Here is a 23,256-nt window from a genome sequence, read left to right on the forward strand (position 1 = left end):
CCTGGCAGCGACCGCGCTCGTGGAGGCACCCAGGCATCCGGGCGAGGCCGCACCGCGACACGCAGCACCCTAGGCGGTCGGCACTGGCCGACTCGAATCGGCGGAGCGCGACGCGCGTCACTCGGACGCGGGAAGTCACCGGCCGCCCGCACGCGGAATCCTCGTGGGGCGACCAGAGGAGAGTGGATGCCGGACCTGAAGATCCCCGTCGACGGCCTGAGCCACACCGCCCTGTACACCGCCTGGGTGCGGCACAGGGAGGCAGGCGGACCCGACCCGCTGTTCACCGACCCGCTGGCGAGCTTCCTCGTCGCCGCGGCGGGCGACCACCCGGCGCTGGCCGCGTTCATCACCCAGATGGGCATCACGTCCAGCGGCTTCCCGTCGTACCACGTGGTGCGCACCCGCTACTTCGACGACCGCGTCAGGTACGCGCTGGACAACGGCGCGCGGCAGGTCGTGACGCTCGCGGCGGGGGTGGACGGCCGCACGACCCGCCTGCCGTGCCCGCGGGACACCCGCTGGTTCGAGCTCGACCTGCCGGACATGACCGAGTTCAAGACGGCACTCGTCGAGCAGTCCGGCCTGGCGCCGGCCTGCGAGCGGGTCGGGGTGGGCGCCGACCTCAGGACGGACTGGCCCGCCGCCCTGCTCGCCGCCGGGTTCGACCCCGCGGCGCCGACCGCGTGGCTGGTCGAGGGCGTGCTGATGTACCTCACGCTCGACGAGGGTGACGCGCTTCTCGACGCCGTGACCGCGTTGTCGGCCCCCGGCAGCCACCTGCTGCTCGAACACCTCGCGGTCTCGATGCTCGGTGACCAGGGCACTCAGGTCCGCGGCGGGCTGGGCAAGCACGGAGTCGTGTTCACCGCGGCCCGTGACGACCTGGAGGAGTGGCTGGGCGGGGCCGGGTGGCGGGCGGAGGTGCACGCGGGGGTCGATCCCGCGATCGGCCACGGCAGGTCCGTCGCACCGGTGCCCGCCGCCTGGCTCGCGGCCGCCGTCCGTTAGACGTGCAGGCCGTTCTCGGTGAGGTGGTCGGTGACCAGCACCTCGGTCATGACCACCGCCAGCGATCCCGGTTCGAGCTTGCGCAGCAGACCCAGGAGGTGGTCGCCCCGCAGGCCGTAGCGGAACAGGAAGCAGGCGTTGAACCCGGCGGCCCAGTGCGTGACCTCCTGGTCGGCCATCCACCGGAGCCTGGCCTCCTCCGACAGGGCCTCCCACACGTCGACCCTGTCGTCGAACGACAGCGGCAGGAACGCCTTGACGGCCCGTGCGTCGGCGGGATCCGACCGTAGCCCGGCGCGGACCGCGGCGCGGTGCTCCGGGTGGTCGCGGATCAGCCGAGTCCTGACCGCGACGGACGCGGCTGCGGCGACCTTCGCCGGGTCCGGCGAGGCAGTGATCGTCTCCCGGACGGCGCGGCAGTCGTCCCACTCGCGCACCTCCTCGTCGGAGGCGACCAGCCGGAGCCGCTCGTTCGGCGACAGCCCCGCCCACAGCGCGTCCTGCCGAGCCGCGTCCAGTCCCACGAACGTCTGCACCCAGTCGACCAGCGCCTGGTGCGCCGACCGGTCCCGTCTGCCCTGCGGCGCCATCAGGTCCAGGGTCGGAGCCAGGTTCTGCCGCGTGTCGATGCGGCAGGAGAAGATCATCAGGTAGTTCCACTTCGCCCTCGCGGCACGGCCGAACACGCCGTCACAGGTGTGCGGGCCGTCCTTCGGGCAGCTCCGGACGTCCGCGCACAGCCTCAGCGTGTTCGGCGTCTCCGGTGATCCGACGACGATCGTGGGCGCGGGGTTCTCGTTGAGCGCGGTGATCGCCCGGCGCTCGTGCGGCGCGAAGGGGTCGTACCTGTAGTTGGGCACCACCGTCCCCGGCTTCGCGAACCCCATGGGAATCCTGGGGTTGCCGGCCCTGAGCAGTTCGAGGAGGTTGACGATCGCCAGCCCCGTCCCCTCCTCGGTGAAGAAGTGCAGCGTCAGCCCGGCCGGCACCACGACCGTCTCGGTCCCGTCGAACGACCCGTGCCCGATCACAACGCCCACCATCGTGGTCCTCCGAGGAAGTCGCGGTCCCGTCGAGTGATCATCGGCGGCTCCCGGCCGCGCGTGACAGGCAGAACCGACCGGCCCAGCGCGATGTCCGATGGCGGCAGGTCACCAAGCTGCCATCGCGGCGTCCCCTACCTGCCGTTCGATCCGCTGTCGCGCGCCCTCCCGTCAGGCGAGAGTTGAGCCACGGCAGAGCGGAAGGAGGTGGATCAGATGCTCAAGACCCCGGACTTCGGTGACGAGTACGGCGACCAGGACGTGCGCTGCGTCGGCACCGGCGGGTACCACGACCTCGGCGACTACTACGGGATCTGATCCACCGCCGGCGGCCGACACCGCGGAGGGAGGTGCGGGACGTGCGACTGGTGCGAGGCGAGAACGGCTGGTGGTGCATCGGCCGGTCGGCGACGGCGTTGCTGCCGGACGGGCTGGTGCGCGACGGTGACCTGACCTCGGAAGGCCGCGTGCAGCTCGCACGGACGGGCATCGACGCGGTGCCGGAGCCGGACCACTACAGCCTGACCGTCGTGACGTCCACGAGCTGCAACCTCGGGTGCTCCTACTGCTTCCAGAACACCCCGGACGGCAGGCGGCGCATCGCTCCCGCGCGGCTCGACGCGCGCAACGTGGCGCGGTGTGTCGAGTTCGCGGAGAGGAAGATGGCCGAGCTGGGCGTGCGGCGGCTGGAGCTGCTCCTGTTCGGCGGTGAGCCGTTGCTCAACCCCGCCGGGTGTCTGCAGGTGCTGCGGGCGTTCGGTGCGCGGATGCCGGTCACCGCGAGCATGATCAGCAACGGCGTGCTGCTCACCCGGCGCACGGCCACCAGGCTCGACGAGGCCGGGCTCGGGAACGTCCAGGTCACCCTGGACGGCGAGCGCGACCGGCACGACAGGACACGTGTGACGCGCGGGGGCAGGCCGACGTTCGACCTGATCCTGGCGAACGTGGCCGCTGCCCAGCAGCACACGGGGATCCGCTTCACCGTGCGCGTCAACGTGACGCCGGACGTCCTGCCACACCTCTCGACGCTCCTCGACCAGGCGGCAGGCGTTCTCGACGTCCCCAACACGAACCTCGCGATCGCACCCGTGCTCGACTACGGCGCCGGCGTCCCGGCACCGGACGCACGGGCCGCACGAGAAGCGGTGCAAGCCTGCGCGAAGGCGGCGGAGCTGGGCTTCCGGCTCGTCCGCCCGCGCGACGACCACTGCGACTTCTGCTCCGAGACCGGCGGCCGCCTGGGCGCGGTCGTGGCCCCCGACGGCACGTTGTTCAGCTGCTGGGACGCGGTCGGCGAGGAGAGCCTCGCGGTCGGTGAGCTCGACACGGGCTACAACGAGGAATCTCACGAACGGTGGCGCCGCTGCGGCGGCGAACTTCCACGCACACAAGCGTTTTCCGACGCACTCGACGCCGGAGTGCTCGACGTCATCCGCGCGCGCAGGGAGGTGACACGATCATGACCGAACCCGAGCACCACGACGACGAGACGCCCTCGGCGCCGAACTTCATCGAACTGCTCGAGGCCGACGAGGAGCTGACCAGCCCCGGCCTCTGCGTTCCATTCCGATAGAAGACCCCGCACGCGCACCGGAAGGAGACGGCCGTGCACCGACCCCACCAACACCTGGTCCGCACCCGGCTGGCCAACGGGCTGCGGGTGTTGCTCGCACCCGACCGCACCGTTCCGGTTGTCGCCGTGGCGGTGCACTACGACGTCGGCATGCGCTCCGAACCCGAGGGCCGCACCGGGTTCGCGCACCTCTTCGAGCACCTGATGTTCCAGGGTTCGGAGCTGCTGCCGAAGCTCGACCACGCGCACTACGTGCAGGCGTCCGGCGGAATCTTCAACGGCAGCACGCACCTCGACTACACGCAGTACCACAACGTGTTGCCCAGCAACGCTTTGGAACGCGCGCTGTTCCTCGAAGCCGACCGGATGCGGGCGCCGAACCTCAACGCGGAGAACCTGCGCGTGCAGATCGACGTCGTCAAGGAGGAGATCCGCTCCAACGTCACCAACAAGCCGTACGGCTGCTTCCCGTGGGTGACGCTGCCGGGTGTCCTGTTCGACAGCTTCGCGAACTCGCACGACGGCTACGGGTCGTTCGAGGACCTGGACTCCGCGACCGTCGCGGACGCGCGCCAGTTCTTCGACCGCTACTACGCGCCGGCGAACGCCCTGCTGACGTTGTGCGGCGACTTCGAGGCGGACGAGGCGCTCGCGATGGTGGATCGCCACTTCGGGCCGATCCCGTTCCGCCCCAGGCCTTCCCGGCCGGACTTCGCGGAACCGGAGCTGACCGGCGAACGCCGCACGACGAAGTACGACCCGCACGCGCCGCTGCCCGCCGTGGCCGCGGGCTGGCGGGTGCCCGACCCGATCGGCGAGTGGGACGAGTACCTGCCGTACCTGCTGCTCGCCGACGTGATGTCCGACGACGGCCCCGCGTGCCGGCTGCACCGCAGGCTGGTGCGCCAGGACGGTCTCGCGACGAGCCACCGCTGCTACCTCGGCATGCTCGGCGACCCGCTCGACACCGGTCATCCGACGGCGCTGGTGTGCAGTGCGCGGCAGACCCCCGGCACGACCTCGCGGCAGGTGCTCGACGCCATCGCCGAGGAGTTCGCACTGGTGGCGCAGCACGGTCCCGCCGAGCGGGAGCTGACCAGGATCGCGACGCGGCTCAGCACCCGGTTGCTGGTCGAGACGGACGCGGTGCTGGCGCGCACGCAGGCGTTGGCGTCGCTGGAACTGCGCCACGGCCGCGCCGAACTGCTCGGGGAGCTGCCCGCGCTGCTCACCGCGATCACGCCGGAGCAGGTGGCGAAAGCGGCCTCGCGCATCACACCGGACCGCCGGGCCGTGGTCGAGCTGCTGCCCGCCTCGTACCAGGAGAAGGCAGCATGACGGCGAGCGTTGTCCCCGCGTTGCGGCCGTGGCCGGAGCTCACCTCCCCGGACGTCACGGAAGACCGCTGTGCCAACGGGTTGCGGCTCCTCGCGCTGGAACGGCCCGGTGCGCCGCTGGCCGAGATCCGGCTGAGCATCCCGTTCGGCTCGATGACACCGGGCCACCTGGCCCACGCGTGGCTGCTGTCGGAGACGGTGCTGGCCGGCACCGCGACCACGGGCCGGATCGGGCTCGCCGAACGCATCGGTGAGCTGGGGGCGAGCCTGCGCGCCGAGGTCGACCACGACCGGTTGCTGTTCAGCGGCACCGTGCTCGCGGACCGGTTCGAGGACCTGCTGGCCGTGCTCGCGGAGGTCGTGCGGGAGGCGACCTTCCCGGACACGGAGGTGCTGGCCGAACGCAGGCGGCTCGCGTCGCGGCTGACTGCGGCCCGTTCGCAGGCCGCCATCCGGGCGCGGGAGATCCTGCACCGGCACCTGTACGGCGACCACCCGTACGGCGCGAGCATGCCGACCGGCGCCGAGGTCGACGCGATCTCCGCGCAACAACTGCGTGCGCTGCACGCCGAACGGGTCGTGCCCGACCACGCCGTGCTGGTCGTCGTGGGCCTGGTCGACCCGGACAGGGCCGTCACGGCGATGCGCAGGCACTTCGCGGACTGGCGGCCGGGCGGGCTCCCCGTGCCGGACCTGCCGCCGCTGCCGGACGAGGCCCCCGCCGGCGCCTCCCGGCTGTTCCACCGGCCGGGCTCGGTGCAGTCGTCGATCCGGATCGGCGGGCCCGCGCTGCGCCGCGACGACCCGTTGTTCCCCGCGCTGCACCTCGCGAACCTGATCTACGGCGGGTACTTCTCGTCGCGGCTGGTGGCGAACATCCGCGAGGACAAGGGGTACACCTACACGCCGCGCAGCCGGATCATGCACAGCAGCGCGGGGTCGACGCTCGTGATCGAGGCGGACGTCGCCACCGACGTGACCGCACCCGCGTTGCTGGAGATGTGGTACGAGCTGGGCAGGCTGTCGACGTTGCGGCCCAGCGCCCAGGAGCTGCGCGACGTCCGCCAGTTCGCGGCGGGCAACCTCGCGATGTCGATCGCCACCAGGTCGGGTCTCGCCACGACCCTGGTGACGCTGCTGGGGGTCGGCCTGGACCTCGACTGGATCCGGCGCAGCCCCGACCTGCTCGCCGAGGTGACCGCGTCCGACATCTACCACGTCGGCGTGCACCTGCTGGCTCCCAAACTGCTCGCGGCCGTGGTCATCGGGGACGCGACCAAGTGCGAGGAACCGCTGCAGGCGTTCGGTCCCTGGGTGGTCGAGTAACCGTTCTACCTGCGAGAAGCCCGGTCCTGCCCCTGCGGGACCGGGCTTCTGCGTGCTCCGCCCCCACACCTCGGCGCGAATATGGGGACCCACTACCCATGTGACCGCGCAAGTAGGTGGCGCAGAGTCTCCCCAGGCGGTGGAACTGATCGGGGTGGTGGGATGTCGCTGCGTGATCTCGGCTTCGACGCGATCCAGGAGTGCGTCTACCGGAGCCTGCTCGCCGACCCGTTGCGGGACACCGGCACCCTCGCGTCGCTCGCCCTCACCGACGACGGCGTCGTGCGCGACGCGTTGGCAGGCCTGCTCGCCCTCGGCGTGGTGGAGGTGGCCGCCGCCCCGTGCGGGTACGCGGCCGGTGACCCCGAGGTCGTGGTCGGCGACCTGATCGAGCGGCTGGAGCAGGAGACGTTGCGGCGCCAGCAGAAGATCGGTGGCACGCGGGCCGAGCTGGCGGGACTCGCGGCGGGGTTCCGGCACGACGCGCGCACGGTCGAGGTCGAGCACATCACCGAGCCCGAACGGATCCGCGAACGCCTGGCGGAACTGTGCTTCTTCACCCGCTCCAGCGTGTTCGCGGTGCAGCCGGCGCGCGCGTCCAGCGAGGCCGCCCGCGCGGAGGCGTCGCGGCTCGACAACCGCAGCCTGGGACGCGGCGTGACGATGCGGATCATCTACGACGAGCGGTTGCTGCGCGGCGAACGCACCCGCGCCCGGCTCGGCGAGCGCACGGCGTCCGGCGCGCAGATCCGGTTCCTGCAGGGCCCGCTCGCCCGGTTGATCCTGCTGGACGAACGGATCGCGATCGTGCCGTCCGACCCCACCGACGCGAGTTCCGGCGCGCTGGTCGTGCACCAGCCGGGGATCGTGAGCGAGCTGGTGGCGCGGTTCCGGCAGTTGTGGGACGGCGCCAGGGACTTCGCCGCCGAACCCGCGGACGTGCCGTCGGACGAGGACAGGTCCGTGCTGCGGATGCTCGCGTCCGGCCTGACCGACGAGCTCGTCGCGCGGCAGATCGGCGTCTCCGTGCGGCACCTGCGCCGGCGGATCGCGCGGCTGATGGACGAGCTCGGCGCGGACAGCCGGTTCCAGGCGGGAATGGCGGCCGCCCGGCGCGGCTGGATCTGAGACCTTCAATTGCCCTGAAAACAGCAGGTGACACTGTTCAGGAGGAAACATGTTGCGCAAGGCGGGTTCGAACGCGGTCGGCGAGGACGACGACGTGATCGGCGCGTTCGGCTGGGACTGACAGCCGGCGCACGTCAAGGGCGGGTACCTGCGGGTGCCCGCCCTTTTCGTTAGCCCGCAACGGGGTCATCTTGTTGCCCGCGAGCGGTCCGGAAGCTGACGCGCAACGGACTTCCGAACTCGTTGGCAGCGAAGCAGAATTGTTTCCAGAGCAAGGGAAAAGCCCAAGGAAATCCGGAAAGGGGATCGAGGAAATGAGCATCTCACTCGTGCACGCCGATCCGGAATTCTACGCCCCGCTCAGCCGGACCACCCGCCGCGGCACGGAATACGCCGCGACGGACATGCCGGCGGACTGGAGCGAGCACCACCAGGACGTGTGGACCGGATGGTTCCCCGAGCACAGGCTCGGCGGCGTCACCGACGGCTGGAAGATCCACCTGTCGGCCCGCGCCGACCGCGCCCAGCACGTGCTGGACGTCGCCGCGCCGATCTTCGTGGCGCACGGCGTGGGGTTCAAGCACCTCAGCTGCTCGCTGTACTTCGTGGTGACGCACCACAAGCACGCGGAACGCAGCCAGTCCGGCAAGTTCTGCGCCGCCTACCCGCCGGACGCCGCGACCGCCGAGGCGCTCATGCGCGACCTCGCCGCCGCGTTCGACGGTGAGGAAGGCCCTTACGTGCTCAGCGATCGCCGGTTCGGCGACTCGCGGGTCGTGCACTACCGCTACGGCGCGTTCGTCGCCCGGCACAGGCTCACCGCGCAGGGCTGGCGCGAGCTGCTGGTCCTCGACGCCGCCGGCCAGAGCGTGCCGGACGTGCGCGGCACCCGGTTCAGCACGCCGGAGGGCATCACCGACCCGTTCCTCGTGTCCTCTGTGGACGCACCGAAGCGCTCCGGCGCGCCGGAGTTCGGCGGGGTGCGGTTCGACAAGGCGTTGCGCCACAGCAACGGCGGCGGCGCCTACCAGGGCACCGACGTCGCCACCGGGCGCACGGTGTTCGTCAAGGAGAGCCGGGGCCACCACGGCCTGGTGAGCCCTGCCAGCGCGAGCCAGGACCGGCTGCGCAACGAGTACGAGGTGCTGCGGGAGCTGCACCGCCTCGGTTCCGGCTTCGCCCCCGAACCGGTGCGGTACTTCCGCCACCTGGAGAACGAGTTCCTGGTCACCGAGTTCGTCCCCGGCCGTTCGCTGCGCTCGTGGTGGGTCGAGCACAACCCGATCATCTGGTCCACCGCGACCGACGACGACTTCCTGGCCTACTACTCGCGGGCCACGAAAATCCTCGACGAGCTGACCGCGCAGCTGGAACGGTTGCACGGCTTCGGTTACGCGTTCATCGACCTGAGCCCGGACAACGTGCTCGTCGACGAGCACGACCGGATCCGGCTCATCGACTTCGAGACGGCCGCCCGCGTCGGCGGGCCGCTGACGCCGATCGGCACGCCGGGGTTCTTCCCGGCCGACCCGCTGAGGTTCGCCGGCGACCCGGTCCGTTACGACGACTACGCGCTCTCCTCGATCGCGCTGGCGTTGATCGCGCCGATCAACACGACGGCCGACCTGTTCCACGGCGTGCTCGCCCACCTGAAGGCGCAGCTCGACCCGAACGGCCTTGTGCCGCAACGGATGTGGGCGTTGGCGACGCGAGTGCGCGCCGCCGACCCCGTCCCGTCCGCGGACGAGGTCACGTCGAACCCCTGGAACTGCCTGAAGACGTTGCGCGACGGCCTGATCGCCGGCCTGCGCGACACCGGGCATCCCGACGGCGTCGTGCCGCTGGGTCCCCGGTCCTACGCCACCAACAAGCTCGGCTTCGGCCACGGGCTCGCCGGCGTCGTGCACGCCCTGCACGTGGCGGGAGCGCCGTCGGACGAACTGCTGGACCGGCTCTGCACCCGTGCGCTCACGGAGGCCGACGACCTGCCTCCCGGACTCGTCGCGGGACAGGCGGGTGTGGCCAGGGTTCTCGCGGAGCACGGCAGGATCGCCGAGGCCGAGGAACTGCTGGCACGGGCGGACGACCACCCGCTGCTGCGGGGTTCCGCGACGCTCGGCTTCGGTTCCGCCGGCGTCGGGCTCGCCCACCTCGCGCTGCACCGGCACACCGGCGACCGCGCCCACCTGGACCGGGCCGTCCGGCACGCCCACGACATCCCCGACTCACCGTCCGAGCTGCTCGGCTGGAACAACGCCACCGGACTGGTCGACGGGCGGACAGGGCTCGCGCTGTTCCACCACCACCTCGGTCTGCTGACCGGGGACGAGGACCATCTCGCACGAGGACTGCGGTTCCTGCACGAGGAGCTGGACCGCGCCGAACTCTCCGAGGGCGGGCTGCTGTTCCCCGTCTCGGACCGCGACCGCAGGCTGATGCCGTACCTGAGCACCGGCACCGCGGGCGTGCTGATGGTGGCGAGCCGCTACCTGGCCACGACGGGCGACGACCGCGTCGCCGCCGCGATCCCCGGCCTGCTGACAGGACTGAACTGCTCGTTCACCCACTACGGCGGCCTGTTCGACGGCATGGCGGGACTGAGCCTCGCCCTGCACGACCACGGCCGCAGGCACGGCGACCAGGCGAGCCTGGACCGTGCGAAGACCTTGGCACAGCGTCTGTTCCTCTACGCCGTGCCGCACGAGACCGGGACGTACGTCCCCGGTGAGCACGCGCTGCGACTCAGCGGCGACCTGTGGTTCGGGTCGGCCGGAGTGCTGACGGTGCTCGCCGGCGTGCTCGACGACCGCCCGGACCCCCTGTTCTCGCTCGACGTCGTCGAGCGACCGCAAGAAACAGCCTGAGGAGGCACTCATGTCCGACATCAACGAGCTCCAGAACCTCGCCGACGACGAGAAGTCGGAGCCGGGCTACACCGAGCACGGCGTCGTCGCCCCCGACAAGAGCACCGCCAGCATCGTCTGCTGATCTGGCTCCACCCGCTCTTCCTGAAGCACACCAGGCACTTCACCAGACCGAAGGAGATCGTCATGTCTGACATCAACGAGCTGCAGAACCTCGCCGACGACGAGAAGTCGGAGCCGGGCTACACCGAGCACGGCGTCGTCGCGCCGGACAAGAGCACCGCCAGCATCGTCTGCTGATCTGACCCTCACAGGTCACGCCGTGCCACGGGGCGGGGGCGGAGGAACTCCTCCGCTCTCCGCCCCGAAGCTCTTTTCCCGCCAGGACTTCTTCTCCGCTCCGCAGGAGGAACAGCGTGAGCCGCGACTTCCGCCACTACTGGTCGGCCGAGGTGAGCTCCACCTTCGGTTCGACGTTCACCACGATGGCGATCGCCACCCTCGGCGTCATCGTGTTCAACGCGACGCCGAGCGAGCTCGGCTTCGTCAGCGCGGCCGCGATCCTGCCCGCCTGCGTCTTCGGCCTGCTGGCCGGTGTCATCGGCGACCGCCTGCGCAGGCCCCGCCGCGTGCTGATCGGCTGCAACGCCGCGGCCGCCGCGCTGGTGCTGTTCGTGGCGCTCGGCATCGGCACCGGCATCGCGACGATCTGGTGGCTCGCCGGGCTGTGCTTCGTGCTCGGCTGCATCGCGACCGTCGTCGAGACCGTCTACTTCACGCACCTGCGCAGCCTCGTGCCGCCCGACCAGCTGACCGCGGGCCGCGCCCGGCTCCAGACGGGCGAGTACGGCGCCCGCACGGCCGGACAGGCGCTCGCGGGTGTGCTGATCTCCGTGCTGGGTGGCGCCTTCGCGCTCGTGGTCGACGCGATGACGTACCTCGTCAGCCTCGTCCTGCTGACCCGCATCACCGCACCCGACCAGGGCGCACCGCCGTCCGACGCGCCGCGCTCGTTGCACCGCGAGATCGGCGAGGGTTTCCGCCAGGTGGCGAAGTACCCGTTCCTGCGCACGTTCGGCGTCTTCACCGCGGTGCGCTCGATGAGCGTCGGCGCGCTCGCGACCATCGTCGCGCCGTTCCTGTTGCGCGACCTTTCCGTACCGCTGGAGCTGTACGGCGCGTTGTTCGCGGTCAGCGGTCTGGCGGGACTCGCCGGTTCGCTCGCGGCGGGACGGCTGGCCGAGCGGATGAGCCTGCACTCGCTGGCGGTGCTGGGAAGCGCGGGCACGGTCGCCGCCGCGTTCGTGCTCCCGTCCGCGAGCGGCCCGCTGCCCGTCGCCATCACGATCGCCGTGCTGGGACTGGCGCTGCCGACCGTGTTCGGCGCTATCGCCAACGTGGGCCTCAGCGGTGCCCTGACCGAACTCGTGCCGGAGAACGCGCTGGGGCGCGCCATCGCGAGCCTGCGCACCATCGCCACGGCGGCCCAGATCCTCGGCGCGCTGGGCGGCGGCCTGCTCGCCGACGCGCTCGGCCTGCGCCCCACGGCGTGGGTGTGCGCGGGCCTGGCCCTGGTGGGCTGCGTACCTCTGCTGCGCGCGGTGATGGTGACCCGCAAGCCGGCGGAGGCCGAGGAACCGGCGGTGCTCGTATGACCGCCGTGCTGGCGGTCATCGGTGCCGGCCCGCGCGGCACCGGTCTGCTGGAACGCTTGGCCGCCAACGCGTCCCTGCTGCCGTCCGGGTGCGAGATCCACGTGATCGACCCGCACCCGGCGGGAGCGGGCAGGGTGTGGCGGCCCGACCAGTCGCCGCTGATGCTGATGAACTCCCGCGCGGCCGACGTCACGATGTTCACCGACGACAGCGTCCGCTGCACCGGTCCGATCACCCCGGGCCCGACACTCGCCGAGTGGTCCGGCCTGAGCCCCGACGCCTTCCCCACCAGACGACAAGGTGGCGCCTACCTCCGCTGGTGCTTCGACCGGGCGGTCCGCGCTCTTCCTTCCCACGCCAGCGTTGTCGTGCACCGGACCAGCGCCGTGGCGTTGTCCGACGGACCGCGCCAGACCGTCGCGCTGGCCGACGGCACCCGAGTCGTCGCCGACGTGGTCGTGCTGGCGCAGGGGAACGTCGGCGGCCACCGCACGCCGGAACAGCAGGCGCACGAGGACTTCGCGGCCCGCACCGGCGGCACGTACCTGCCGCCGTCCTGCCCCGGCGACGAGGACCTGGACCGGCTGCCCGCGAGCGAACCGGTTCTGGTGTCCGGCATGGGACTGGCGTTCGTCGACCTGGCCGTGCTGCTGACGGAGGGCCGCGGCGGCCGTTTCACCCGCGACCGCGACGGCGCGCTGACCTACCGCCCGAGCGGCCGGGAACCGGTGCTGCACGCGGGATCCCGCCGGGGCGTCCCCTACCTGCCCAAGCCCCTGCTGCCGCCGCTGGCCGATCCCGCTCCTCGTTTCTTCACCCCGGAACTCCTCGACCGGGCCACCACTCCGGGCGAACTGGTCGGTGCCGCGTGCCGCGAACTCGTGTGGGCGCACTACCGCGAGCTGTTCGCCACGCACGCTTCCCGAACCCGCATGCCGTGGGACGCCTTCGCGGCGGAGTTCGCCGCGGTCCCGGTGACCGCCCCCGCCTTCGCGGACCTCGTCACCGCGGCCGTCCCCGATCCGGCCGACCACGCGGCCATGGGCTTCCTCCGCTCGCCGCTCGACCGGTCGTTCGACGGTCAGCCGGCGCTGAACTCGTGGATGTGCACGCACATCGGCCGCGCCGTGGCCCGCGCCACCGATCCACGCCACAGCGCCCACGCGGCGGTGCTGCACGGCCTGCTGACCGTGAGCGAGACGCTGGAAGGCCTTCGAACCCCGAACCCCGCGGCCGCACGCGCCTCACGAGTCCTGTCGACCTTCGCCGCCTACCTGGGCTCGGGCCCTCCCCCGCACCGGCTCGAACAACTCCAGGCCCTGACCCAGGCGGGCGTGCTCCACTTCCTCGGAGCCGGCCTGCGTGTGGAGCACTCGGGCGACTTCTTCAGCGCGCACACGGCTTCCCTGCCCTCGCCGGTGACGGCACGCCACTTCGTGGAGGCGCGCCTCCCGGACCCCGACGCGCGCATGCACCCGTTGCTCACGCCGTTGGCGCACAACAGAACCCGCGTGCCGGTCGACCCCGACACGTTCCAGGTCCTGGGCCAGGAAGGCGACGCACACCCGCACCGCCTGGCACTGGGCCTCTTCGCGGGAGGCGGCGCTTTGGGCGCGTTCTCCCGCCCCGGACGCAACGCGCCGTTCTTCCGCCAGAACGACGACACGGCCCGCCGCGTCCTCACCGAGCTCAGTTCCCCCGCAGGAACTCGATGAGCACGCGGTTCCACTCGTCCGCGTGGCTGACGTTGACGCCGTGCGGACCTCCGGCGATCACGTGCTGCCTGCTCCCGGCGACCGCGAGGTGCGTCCGCGCTCCGGAACCCTCGTACGGCACGGTCGCGTCGCTGTCGCCGTGCAGCACCAGCGCGGGCACGGAGAACTTCGCCAGGTCGTCGCGGAAGTCGGTGGCGCCGAAGATCCCCATGCACGCCAGCGCCGCCTTCTTGTCGGCCTGGTCGCAGAGGTCGCGCGCCTCCTGCCACTGTTCCCGCGTGACCTTCAGCTCGCCGTCCGCGGAGAAGAACTCCGTCACGAACCCGTCGAAGAACTCGTCGCGGTCCTTCGTCAGCGACGCCGCCATCCCGGCGGCCTGCGACTTGGTGAGCGGCCCCTCCGGGTTGTCGCCGGACTGGAGCAGGAACGGCGTGATGGCCGAGGCGAAGACGACGTCGCGCACGCGCTGCGGCCCGAAGTTCGCGATGTAGCGGGCGACCTCACCGCCGCCCATGGAGAAGCCGACCAGCGTGACGTCGTTCAGGTCGAGCTCGGTCAGCACCTCGTGCAGATCCTCGGCGAGCGTGTCGTAGGTGTAGCCGGTCAGCGGCTTGCTGCTGCGCCCGAACCCGCGCCGGTCGTAGGTGACGACGCGGTGGCCCGCTTCCGCCAGCGCGGGCACCTGGTACTTCCACGACTCCCCCGACAACGGCCAGCCGTGGATGAGCACGACCGGGCGTCCCGGCCCTCCCGTGTCGTCCACGTGCAGGTCGGTGTCCTTGAAAAGGCCGTGGTGGGCGGTGACTTCAGGCATGCGGGTCTCCCAGGTGGTCGATGTCCACCCCGGACTACCCGTGACCGGTCGCTCTACACCGGGGCGATGTCCACGACCAGAGCCAACAGCACCATGTCGACGGTCAGATCGTTGCGGATCAACGGGATCCACCGCAGGTTCGTGCGCGGATCGACGATCTCGGTGCCGATCGCGACCGCGCGCCGGAACAGCCCTTCGGCGAACGGGGAGGGGTCGAAGTACGTGACGACGGCGCCCATCTCGAGGTCTTCGGTGATGGATCTTCGGTCAGCGGGACCTGCTGGAGTGGTCATGGCCGGAGGTACCCCGTGCGGACGTGGATAAGCAGGTCGGCCGCGAACTTCAGCTCTCGCAGAGCTCGGGGTGGCGGGAGACGCGCGGCGGTGAGGTGTCCGCGTGGAGGGTCTGCGACGGTGACTCGCCGTACGCGGCGCGGTAGAGCGCGGCGAAGGTGCTGGCGCGGCTGAAACCCCAGCGCGCACCGACGCGGGTCACCGTCACGTCGCCGGGACCGGAGGCCCGCAGGTCCGCCCTGGCCCCGTCGAGCCGGACGCGCCGCAGGTAGACCATCGGCGTCATGCCGAGGTGCCGGCGGAACGACAGCTGCACCGCGCGCAACGTGACGTTGGCGGCCGTGGCTATGTCCGCGGCACTGATGTCCTTGTCCGCGTTGGACTCGATGAACACCATGGCCCGGCGCAACGTCCCGGTGTGGGCGTCGCGGTCGTCCATCGCGGACGGCGAGGAGCACGCGGTGCCCGGGAACGCCTGCACCACCGATGCCGCGAGGTACTGCGAGGCCGCCGACACCAGCAGCGGGCCGGTTTCGGGAGCGTTGAGCACGGTGTCGCGCACGTGGCCGATCGCGGACCGCAGCCGTCCGGCCGCGCGGTCGTCCACCGGACGGTGAGCCAGCGGCACGATCCCCCGTTCCGGCCCCGCCACCTGGGCGAGGAGGTCGGGCGCGAGCAGGGTGACGCGGGCGCGAGCGTGGTCGATCCTGCCCGTGACCGGCAGGTCCGGTGGGGCGAAGGAGAAGAGGTCGCCTGGCCCGAACCTCTCCGGTGCCCGCTGTCCCCGCACGAGGTGGTCCTCCACCGTGCCCGACTGGAGGTCGACGAGGCAGATCCGGCCGGTCGGCCCGGCCTCGAAGGCCATCGCGAAACCGAGTTCGAGCTCGTCGACGCTGATGGCGCCAGCGGTGAGCCTCGTGAGGCGCGCCTGCGCCCTGCCCGTCGCGCCGCTGATCCGCATCGGCGCGTAGGCGGTGCTCAGGAACCCTTGCACGCGGTCCACCTCGGCCTCGCTGAACGAGAGGCTGTGCACCGCGCCGCCGTTCGTGCCGGTGTGTCCGGCGAGCGCCTGGTCGAGCGTGCCGAACCGCGGCACGAGGGCGCTCGGGTCGACCACGTCCAGCACCAGGTGCACCGAGGCGTTCGCCGCGTCGGGCACCAGCACGCAGCCGACACTCCGTTCGGCACAGCCGTCCGCGAACGCCATCAGGACTTTGGCCACGCGCATCGAGACGAGGCCGAGCGCTCTCAGGTCGAGCACCACCAGCTTCGCGTCCGGGACGACGGCGACCGCCAGCGTCTTCGCGAGCAGTGCGGAACTCACGGTGCCGACGGTGTCGGGAATGGTCAGCACGACCGCGTCGCCGACCTGCCTCGGCCGGATCGTCACGTGCTCCACGGTTCAGCCCTTCGCCGACGGCCCTCTGCCTGAGCCTGACCGGACGTGCGGGAGCCCGTTCGCCATCTCGCGGATCGGCGGACACTCCTGAACCGAACGTACCGCTCCTGGAGGCGAAGAGCGCGAAAAAGGCGGGACCGGTCGAAACCGGCCCCGCCTTGTGATCACCTCGTGGTCACGCCTTCACGGAGTGCTTCTTCCCGTGGGTCCAGGACGCGGCGTCGCCGCCGTCGCCCGCAGGACCGGAGTGGCCACCGACCGTGTTGCTGTGGTTGGAGGCGTCGCCGGTCGAACCCGTGGCACCGGTGTCACCGGAGTCGCCCGAGGTGACCTCGGTCCAGGACTTGGTGCCGTGGTTCTTCCAGCCGTCGTGCTTCCAGCTGTGCTTCCAGCCGGAGTGCTTCCACCCGTTGTGCTTCCAGCTGTGGTCGTTCCAGCTGTTGTTCTTGTTCTCGGTCTTCACCACTGCGGAGTTGCCGCCGGTGTCGCCGGAGTTCCCGGAGTTGCCCGAGTTGCCGGTCGTGGCGTTGTTCGAGCTGGTGGCGTTGCCGCCGTTGCCCGAGTTACCGCCGTTGCCCGCGGTGGCCTCAGTGGAGCCGTTGTTGTTGTGGTTGCTCCACTTGCTGTGGTGCTTCCAGGACTTGCCCTGCTCGGTGACCGCCCAGGCGTCGCCGCCATCGCCGGCCGGACCGGAGTTGCCGCCCACCGTGTTGCTGTGGTTCCACGCGTCACCGGTCGAGCCGGTGGCACCCGTGTCGCCGGAGTCACCCGACGTGACGGTCGTCCAGGACTTGTTGCCGTTCCAGGACTTCTTGTCCCAGTTCCAGCCGTGGCCCTGCTCCGAGCCGATCGAACGCACGACGGCCTTGTTGCCGCCGGTGTCACCCGAGCTGCCCGAGTTGCCGGAGTTGCCGGTCGTGGCGCTGTTCGAGCTCGTGGCGTTGCCGCCCTTGCCCGAGTCACCGCCGTTGCCCGCGGTGGCCTCGGTGGAGCCGTTGTTGCTGTTGTTGCGGTGGCCCCACTTCTGGTCCTTGCTCACGACCGCCGCGTCGCCGCCGTCACCGGCGGGACCGGAGTTGCCGCCCACGGTGTTGCTGTGGTTGGAGGCGTCACCGGTCGAACCCGTCGCACCCGTGTCACCGGAGTCGCCCGAGCTCACGTTCGTGTGGCACTCGGCCAGCAGGCAGACGCCGTAGGCGCTGTTGCCACCGGTCGAGCCGGAGTTCCCGGAGTTGCCCGAGTTGCCGGACTGGGCGTTGTTCGAGCTGGAGGCGTTGCCGCCGTTGCCCGAGTTGCCGCCGTCGCCCGCGTTCGCGTTCGCGCCGGAGTTCCTGCCGTTGCCGGCCGCGGTGGCGTCGCCACCGTTGCCCGCGGCACCGGACTTCCCGCCCACGGTGTTGCTGTGGTTGGAGGCGTCACCGGTCGAGCCGGTCGCACCCGTGTTCCCGGAGTCGCCCGAGCTCACGTTGGTGTGGCACTCGGCCAGCACGCACAGGTTCGTGGCGCTGTTGCCGCCGGTGGAACCGGAGTTCCCGGAGTTGCCCGAGTTGCCGGACCTGGCGTTGTTCGAGCTCGTGGCGTCTCCGCCCTTGCCCGAGTCACCGCCGTTGCCACCGTTCACGACCGAGTGGACGACGTTGCCGACGTCGCCCAGGAGGCCGTTGCCACCCGTGTCAGCGCTCGCCATCGCCGTACCGAACAGGAGGAAGCCTCCCGAGAACGCTGCGGCCACCAGACCGCGTCGCACATAGCTGTGCATTGTCGAACCTTCCTGTCAAACAAGCTTGGTGATCTGTCGGCTTGGTTGTCAGGACTGCTCAACTGGGATGATTCCGGCCGTAGTAGTAGCACCACGACCCGTGGACCTGGTGGTCGGTGACCACCACGAGCGATCCGCTGCCCGGACGGGCTCCCTGTACTGCCGGGAGGTCCGAGACCGCGAGTCCCGTGGATCCGGTCGACGACGCCGATCCCGTTGTGCCGGGTAGAGCGAACGGCACGTCAGGTGACGGCGGGGACGGCGCCTCGATCGGTGGCGCCACTTCAGGTGCGGAGATCTGCTGCCGCTGCGGCGTTTCCGCCACGGCGAACCGGTCGGCCCACGCCGCGGTCTTGATCTGCGGCGCGACGGCCGGTGCCTGCGGCGTTTCCGGAGCCACGGGCACGACCACCGGCGGCGGGACCTCCGCCGGAGCGGAAGGCTGTGCCACCAGAGGTTCCGCGATCCGCGGTACCAACGGCACGTCCTGCACCGTGTTCACCACGGGGGTGAGCAGCGGCGCGGTCACGGGCTGGAGAGGCTCCAGCACCGGGCTCAGGGTGCGCGTGGTCGTGTCCACGAGCGGAGCCAGCGGTTCCAGGACCGGTTCGGTCACCGGAGCGGCGGCCTTGAGCACCGGCTCGACCACCGGGGCGGCCAGTGCCGACACGTCACGTGTCACCGGAGCGAGTGAGTCCGTCACCGGCGCGAGTGAATCGGCCACCGGCCGAAGCGAACCCGTCACCGGAGCGACGAGATCGGTGACGCCACCCAGCAAGCCGGGCGAATCACCGTCGTCAGCGCTCGCGACTCCCGCCGAGAGCAGGCCGAACCCGATCAGGAACCCGGCCACGCCGAGAGTCCGCCTGAGCGCTGTGGAGCATGTCAACTTCATGCAATCACCCCCTCTCACCGAATCAGCACCTGCTTACGTGGGGCATTCGGATTCACCCAGGAGAGTGGATTGCACGAAAGTCGAAGTTATTTCGTCCGCGCAGCTCAAAGGAACAAAATAATTTGAAACATATTTTTACGACTACTTTGCGGCACATAATCGTGCCCGCGATGTCGACACGCTGTGATCACGAGGGCGCCGCGTCCCTGTGCGTTCCCACTCGCGAAACGCACAGGGACGTGCGTGGCGCCGGCCCGAACCGGCTGAACCGCATCTGGCGGATCCGCGCACAGGACATCCGCGCCACACACCCGGTTCGGATTGGCGTTCTGAGCTAATGCACCTGATGGAGTGACTACCGCGCGGAGGACAGGTCAACGTCCTCCAGCGCGCGTTCGAGCTCGCGCCGGTTCTTCGCACCGAGTTTGTTCCGAATGCGGGTGACGTGGTGCTCAACCGTTTTGGCCGAGATGAAAAGCGCGTCGCCGACCTCGCGGTAGGTGAGCCCGTCCCGCACCAGCGCGGCCACCTCCTGCTCGCGTTCGCTCAGGACCTCCGCCGCGGTGCCACCCTGCCCGTTCGGGCCGTGGAACTGCCGGGCGATGTCGAGCAGCTGCGTCATGGCCTTGCGGTCGGTGGTGTGCATCGCCGCGTGCCCCGCGAGCCGTGCCGCGTCCGCGCGCATGCCGTGGGCGTGCAGCTCCTGCGCCGCCGACTCGACGCGCAGGTGGTCCACCTCGCCGCCGGCGGCCTGGCTCCAGCAGTGCGCGGCGGTCGCGAGCGCGCGGCCGAACGGCAACGCGTCCGCCGCGTCGTCCAGTGCCGCGAGGTGCTCCTTCGCCGCCGGGTGGTCGCCGAGCAGAAGCGTGGCGTGGAAGGCGTTCCACCGCGGCAGCACCGACCACAGTGGAGGATCGCCCAGGTCCGCGAGCAACGTCCACGCCTCGTCCAGGTGCGTCTCGACCCTGTGGAACTGGCCGACCCTGGCCGCCGCGACGGCGATCTCGGTCAGCGGGATCAGCGTGTAGAGGTCGACGGGGTGCACGACGAGCGCCTGCTGGGCCGGTTCCCACGCCGTGCGCAGGGCGTGGAGGTCCCCGGCGCGGCGGGTGATGCCGAGCTCCAGCGCCGCGGCCAGCAGTGCCTCACGCGGTTCTCTGGACGGGTCGGGGCGCGAGAGCCGTTGCGCCGCTTCGACGTCACCGCCGAAGAGCTCCACGCAGGCGAGCAGCAACTGGTGCCGGTCCGCGTGCAGTCCCCTGCCGCCGTCGCCCTGCACCGCCTTGGCCAGCAGCGACCTCGCCACCGTCAGCTCACCGGCGTGGACGCAGATCAGCGCGGCGAGCGCGGTGGGGCTGTCCGGCTGCACCGAGGCCCTCGACCCGGCCTGGTTCACGCCCGCCGTGGCCACCGCGGCGGCGACGGCGGCCATCGGCGGTCCGGTGACGGACTCGAGCACCACCCCTGCCAGCCGGTGCCCCAGCGTGTCGGTGAGCGACCTGACCGGCTGCGACCCCGCGCCGGACCGGACGCCGCGCGCCTCCTCCAGGCGACCGGCGCCGAGGAGACCGGTCACGGCGAAGCCCAGCGCGAGACCGTTGTCCGAGCGCTGGAGCAGTTCGCCGCCACGACCGACCTGCCCGCGCAGGGTCAGGACGGTCGCGGCGACCAGCAACGCGTCCGCGTCGGCGTGTTCGAGGTCCACCACGTCCACGGCACCGTCGAGGTCACCGCTGAGAGCACGGGCCCGCGCCAGCAGTGCGGTCGAGCCCGTGCCGGCGGCGGTGAACAGCCGCGCCGCCAGCGCCGGATCGTCGTCGACCACCTCGTGGCCCGCCGCGGTGAACACGTCCGCGAGCCCGGGATCCACCACACCGAGCTCCAGCAACGGCCGCGCGTAACCGGCCACCGGCTGCGCCCGTTCGGCCTGGGTGAGAGCGAGCTTGCGCAGCAGGTCCGCGCGCTGTTCGACCGGCGCGAGCACCTCGATCGCCGCCGTAGCGACGGGGAGCGGTGCCCCGTCGAGCTGGAGCACGCCGGCCGACCGGAGAGCCTCGACGGACTCCGACACCGTGCTCGGGTCCAGTGCGAGCACCGCCGCGAGCAGTCCGACGTCCAGGGGAGCACCGAGCGCGCGGGCCAGCAGCAGGTCGCTCGCGGCGACGGACAGCCCGTCGAGGTGGCGGGCGAACGCGACGCGCGGCTCCGGCGACAGCTCGTCCAGCACGAACCCCGGCGTGCCCCCGGTCCGCTCGTGCAGGCGTTCCGCGAACTCCTCGCTCACCTCGGCGTCCAGGACGTGAGCGGCGAGGGCCCGGACGTGCCCGCGGGACAGCGGCCGCAGCCGCACCCGGACCACGGCACCGGGCAGCGAGCCGATCAGCCGCCCCAGCGCGCGGTTGTCCGGCCAGGGCCGATGGGCGAGAGCGAGCCCGCCTCCCGCGGCCACCTCGTCCAGCAGGCGGTCGACCTCGTCCTCGGTGAGCGCGTGCCCGTCGTCGACGACGATCGGCTGCCCGAAGGTGCGCAACAGGGTGGTCTTGCCGCACCCGGCGGGCCCGGCCAGCACGACGTGGTCGGCGTCGCGCGCGCGTTCGAGCGTCCGGGCGGTCCCGCTGTCGAGCAACAAGGGCGTGTCCGACATCGGGGACATGAGCGCGTGAACCTCCTGGTGGCCGACCTCTACCTCAGTCCTTCGGTGCATCACCCGTTCAGGTTTGGTCACGACCGAAAGATCGGGACTCACCCCTATTCCCCTATACGCGGCGACACCGATCCCCGACCCGTCCCCCACCGACAGGACCAGGCACGTCACCCGATGCGGTAATCCCCTAGCTCTCCGTAGCTTTCAGTGGCACAAGCTCAACAACGCACCTGGAGTTCGACGTGACCCTGCCGCAGACGCTGCACGACTTCACCCTCAACCTGCTCAGCGACCCCGAGGCCCGGTCGGCCTTCCAGCTCGACCCGCAGGGTTCGCTCGACGCGGCCGGCCTCGGTGACGTGCACCCCGCGGACATCCAGGAACTGCTCCCGCTGGTCCTCGACTTCGCGCCGACCACCGCGCTCGGCGACTTCGGCTCGACGATCTCCGGCCTCGACCTGGACCAGCAGCTCGACCTGATGAGCACGCTGCAGAACACCGTCGGCCAGCAGGTGGACGACAACACGGTCCTCGGCGCCGTCTCGGGCCTCACCGCCGCCGTGCACGGCGTCACCAACGGCTTCGACGTGCTCAGCGACCCGTCCAGCGCCCTGGACGTCGTCGGGAAGACCGAGATCACCGACGTCACCAAGACCGTCACCGACCTGAACGTCACCGACACCGTCGGCGACATCAGCAACGGCACCGACGTCCTCGACACCACGCACGTCACCGACGTCGTCGGCGACGTCACCAGCGGCGTGCAGACCGGCGACCTGGGCGTGACCGACGTGCTCGGCGGCGACATCACCTCCGCCGTCGGCAACGTGACCGGCAACGACCTCTCGCTCGACCACGTCGGCAACGTCAGCGACCTCGTGTCCGACGTCAACGTCACCGACGTCGTGTCGCACGTGGGCAACGTCGGCGACGTGACCGGCGTCGGCTCCGTCGGTGACATCGGCAAGATCGGTGACATCTCCGGCGAGCTGGGCGACGTCAACGTCGGCGGGGTGTTGAACGACCTCGACCTGAGCCTCTGACGCACCGGCTCGTGCACGACCGCTCGTGAAGCACCGCTCGTGAACCGCCGCACGTGAAGCACCCGCTCGTGAACGACCGCACGTGACAGGCCGCCCCGACCGCGCCCCGGGGCGGCCTGTCGGCGTTGCCGGGGCTGTCTGTCGGCCGGTTCAGGGGCTGTTTGCCGGCCGTTCGCGGTCGCCAGCCGTTCGCGGTCTCCGGCGGTTCGCGGTCTCCGGCGGCGGGCAATCCGCGCCGCTCCCGGTTCCGAAGAACTTCCGTGAAACCAGGAGACACCGCCCCCGACTTCACCCTGCCCGACGACAACGGCGAACCCCGCACCCTGTCCGCGTTCCTGGCCTCCGGACCGGTCGTGCTGTTCTTCTACCCGGCCGCGATGACAGGCGGCTGCACCGCGGAGAGCTGCCACTTCCGCGACCTGGCCGCCGAGTTCGGCGAGGTGGGCGCGCACCGGATCGGGATCAGTCCCGACGGCGTGAGCAAGCAACGCGCGTTCTCCGCCGCCAACGGCTTCGACTACCCGCTCCTGTCCGATGTGAACGGCGCCGTGGCGAAGCAGTTCGGTGTCTGGCGGCGCTTCAGTCCGCTGCACGCGAAGAGGCACACGTTCGTCATCGACACCGACCACGAGGTCCTCGCCGTGATCAAGAGCGAGCTGAAGTTCACCGTCCACGCCGACGAGGCCCTCGCACTGCTTCGAGAGCGCGCCGCCGAACGCTCCTAGGGTGCGCCGCGAGCCCGCCGCCCGGGAGG

The 23,256-nt window shown here is 71.1% G+C and carries 17 protein-coding genes; 10 read left to right on the forward strand and 7 right to left on the reverse strand.

Features of this window, described 5'->3' with window-relative positions; translation table 11 throughout:
* Positions 1-186: 186 nt before the first annotated feature.
* Positions 187-1,011, forward strand: a complete 825-nt coding sequence (locus ACFWN2_RS16905; RefSeq protein WP_382428402.1) for an SAM-dependent methyltransferase — start codon at positions 187-189, stop codon at positions 1,009-1,011.
* Here the strand turns inward: ACFWN2_RS16905 and ACFWN2_RS16910 are convergent.
* Entirely contained in the window at positions 1,008-2,054 is a 1,047-nt protein-coding gene (locus tag ACFWN2_RS16910; protein ID WP_382428403.1) for a putative adhesin, read from the reverse strand. The two genes, ACFWN2_RS16905 and ACFWN2_RS16910, sit on opposite strands and share 4 nt — an antisense overlap.
* Before the next feature lie 359 nt (positions 2,055-2,413).
* On the opposite strand from ACFWN2_RS16910, the gene ACFWN2_RS16915 reads away from it, so the two are divergent.
* From ACFWN2_RS16915 to ACFWN2_RS16945, 7 genes are all read left to right on the forward strand, one after another.
* Entirely contained in the window at positions 2,414-3,520 is a 1,107-nt protein-coding gene (locus tag ACFWN2_RS16915) for a radical SAM protein (RefSeq protein WP_382428404.1), read from the forward strand.
* Positions 3,521-3,663: 143 nt separating this feature from the next.
* Positions 3,664-4,968: a M16 family metallopeptidase gene (locus ACFWN2_RS16920; RefSeq protein WP_382428405.1), complete on the forward strand. Its 1,305-nt coding sequence runs from the start codon at positions 3,664-3,666 to the stop codon at positions 4,966-4,968.
* Positions 4,965-6,293, forward strand: a complete 1,329-nt coding sequence (locus ACFWN2_RS16925) for a M16 family metallopeptidase (RefSeq protein WP_382428406.1) — start codon at positions 4,965-4,967, stop codon at positions 6,291-6,293. Before ACFWN2_RS16920 ends, ACFWN2_RS16925 begins: the two co-directional genes overlap by 4 nt.
* A 162-nt stretch (positions 6,294-6,455) precedes the next feature.
* A complete protein-coding gene (locus ACFWN2_RS16930; protein WP_382428407.1) occupies positions 6,456-7,421 on the forward strand; it encodes a hypothetical protein in 966 nt (321 codons plus the stop codon).
* Between the two features lie 314 nt (positions 7,422-7,735).
* The gene (gene lanKC / locus ACFWN2_RS16935) at positions 7,736-10,285 is read left to right on the forward strand and encodes a class III lanthionine synthetase LanKC (RefSeq protein ID WP_382428408.1); all 2,550 of its coding nucleotides are present in this window, start codon (positions 7,736-7,738) and stop codon (positions 10,283-10,285) included.
* 416 nt (positions 10,286-10,701) lie between these two features.
* Positions 10,702-11,940, forward strand: a complete 1,239-nt coding sequence (locus tag ACFWN2_RS16940; protein WP_382428409.1) for an MFS transporter — start codon at positions 10,702-10,704, stop codon at positions 11,938-11,940.
* Positions 11,937-13,655 carry an FAD/NAD(P)-binding protein gene (locus ACFWN2_RS16945; RefSeq protein ID WP_382428410.1) on the forward strand — a complete coding sequence of 573 codons (1,719 nt, stop codon included), beginning with the start codon at positions 11,937-11,939 and terminating at the stop codon, positions 13,653-13,655. Before ACFWN2_RS16940 ends, ACFWN2_RS16945 begins: the two co-directional genes overlap by 4 nt.
* On the opposite strand, the gene ACFWN2_RS16950 is transcribed toward ACFWN2_RS16945, so the two are convergent.
* The 6 genes from ACFWN2_RS16950 to ACFWN2_RS16975 form a co-directional block, all read right to left on the reverse strand.
* Entirely contained in the window at positions 13,630-14,469 is an 840-nt protein-coding gene (locus ACFWN2_RS16950) for an alpha/beta fold hydrolase (RefSeq protein ID WP_382428411.1), read from the reverse strand. The two genes, ACFWN2_RS16945 and ACFWN2_RS16950, sit on opposite strands and share 26 nt — an antisense overlap.
* 53 nt (positions 14,470-14,522) lie before the next feature.
* Positions 14,523-14,762, reverse strand: coding sequence for a hypothetical protein (locus ACFWN2_RS16955; RefSeq protein ID WP_382428412.1), 240 nt, complete (start codon positions 14,760-14,762; stop codon positions 14,523-14,525).
* Positions 14,763-14,811: 49 nt separating this feature from the next.
* Positions 14,812-16,152 (reverse strand): helix-turn-helix domain-containing protein, encoded by a 1,341-nt coding sequence (locus ACFWN2_RS16960; RefSeq protein ID WP_382428413.1) that lies wholly within the window; start codon positions 16,150-16,152, stop codon positions 14,812-14,814.
* Between the two features lie 184 nt (positions 16,153-16,336).
* Positions 16,337-17,920: a hypothetical protein gene (locus ACFWN2_RS16965; RefSeq protein WP_382428414.1), complete on the reverse strand. Its 1,584-nt coding sequence runs from the start codon at positions 17,918-17,920 to the stop codon at positions 16,337-16,339.
* Between the two features lie 58 nt (positions 17,921-17,978).
* Positions 17,979-18,815 carry a hypothetical protein gene (locus ACFWN2_RS16970; RefSeq protein WP_382428415.1) on the reverse strand — a complete coding sequence of 279 codons (837 nt, stop codon included), beginning with the start codon at positions 18,813-18,815 and terminating at the stop codon, positions 17,979-17,981.
* Between the two features lie 355 nt (positions 18,816-19,170).
* Positions 19,171-21,468: a LuxR C-terminal-related transcriptional regulator gene (locus tag ACFWN2_RS16975; protein WP_382428416.1), complete on the reverse strand. Its 2,298-nt coding sequence runs from the start codon at positions 21,466-21,468 to the stop codon at positions 19,171-19,173.
* A gap of 233 nt (positions 21,469-21,701) precedes the next feature.
* Between ACFWN2_RS16975 and ACFWN2_RS16980 the strand changes: the two genes are divergently transcribed.
* Complete coding sequence (locus ACFWN2_RS16980) at positions 21,702-22,502, forward strand: IniB N-terminal domain-containing protein (protein WP_382428417.1); 801 nt, start codon at positions 21,702-21,704, stop codon at positions 22,500-22,502.
* Positions 22,503-22,762: 260 nt separating this feature from the next.
* Positions 22,763-23,227: a peroxiredoxin gene (locus ACFWN2_RS16985; RefSeq protein ID WP_382428418.1), complete on the forward strand. Its 465-nt coding sequence runs from the start codon at positions 22,763-22,765 to the stop codon at positions 23,225-23,227.
* The last annotated feature ends 29 nt before the right edge of the window (positions 23,228-23,256 follow it).

The sequence above is a fragment of the Lentzea sp. NPDC058436 genome (genome assembly GCF_042721515.1).
Lineage (GTDB): Bacteria > Actinomycetota > Actinomycetes > Mycobacteriales > Pseudonocardiaceae > Lentzea.

What these genes read in the sequence shown, in the direction of transcription:
- ACFWN2_RS16945 (WP_382428410.1), top strand. Translation starts at nt 11,937, where the DNA reads ATGACCGCCGTGCTGGCGGTCATCGGTGCCGGCCCGCGCGGCACCGGT.
- ACFWN2_RS16955 (WP_382428412.1), bottom strand. Translation starts at nt 14,762, where the DNA reads ATGACCACTCCAGCAGGTCCCGCTGACCGAAGATCCATCACCGAAGAC.
- ACFWN2_RS16905 (WP_382428402.1), top strand. Translation starts at nt 187, where the DNA reads ATGCCGGACCTGAAGATCCCCGTCGACGGCCTGAGCCACACCGCCCTG.
- ACFWN2_RS16970 (WP_382428415.1), bottom strand. Translation starts at nt 18,815, where the DNA reads ATGAAGTTGACATGCTCCACAGCGCTCAGGCGGACTCTCGGCGTGGCC.
- ACFWN2_RS16975 (WP_382428416.1), bottom strand. Translation starts at nt 21,468, where the DNA reads ATGTCCCCGATGTCGGACACGCCCTTGTTGCTCGACAGCGGGACCGCC.
- ACFWN2_RS16930 (WP_382428407.1), top strand. Translation starts at nt 6,456, where the DNA reads ATGTCGCTGCGTGATCTCGGCTTCGACGCGATCCAGGAGTGCGTCTAC.
- ACFWN2_RS16910 (WP_382428403.1), bottom strand. Translation starts at nt 2,054, where the DNA reads ATGGTGGGCGTTGTGATCGGGCACGGGTCGTTCGACGGGACCGAGACG.
- ACFWN2_RS16925 (WP_382428406.1), top strand. Translation starts at nt 4,965, where the DNA reads ATGACGGCGAGCGTTGTCCCCGCGTTGCGGCCGTGGCCGGAGCTCACC.
- ACFWN2_RS16965 (WP_382428414.1), bottom strand. Translation starts at nt 17,920, where the DNA reads ATGCACAGCTATGTGCGACGCGGTCTGGTGGCCGCAGCGTTCTCGGGA.
- ACFWN2_RS16950 (WP_382428411.1), bottom strand. Translation starts at nt 14,469, where the DNA reads ATGCCTGAAGTCACCGCCCACCACGGCCTTTTCAAGGACACCGACCTG.
- lanKC (WP_382428408.1), top strand. Translation starts at nt 7,736, where the DNA reads ATGAGCATCTCACTCGTGCACGCCGATCCGGAATTCTACGCCCCGCTC.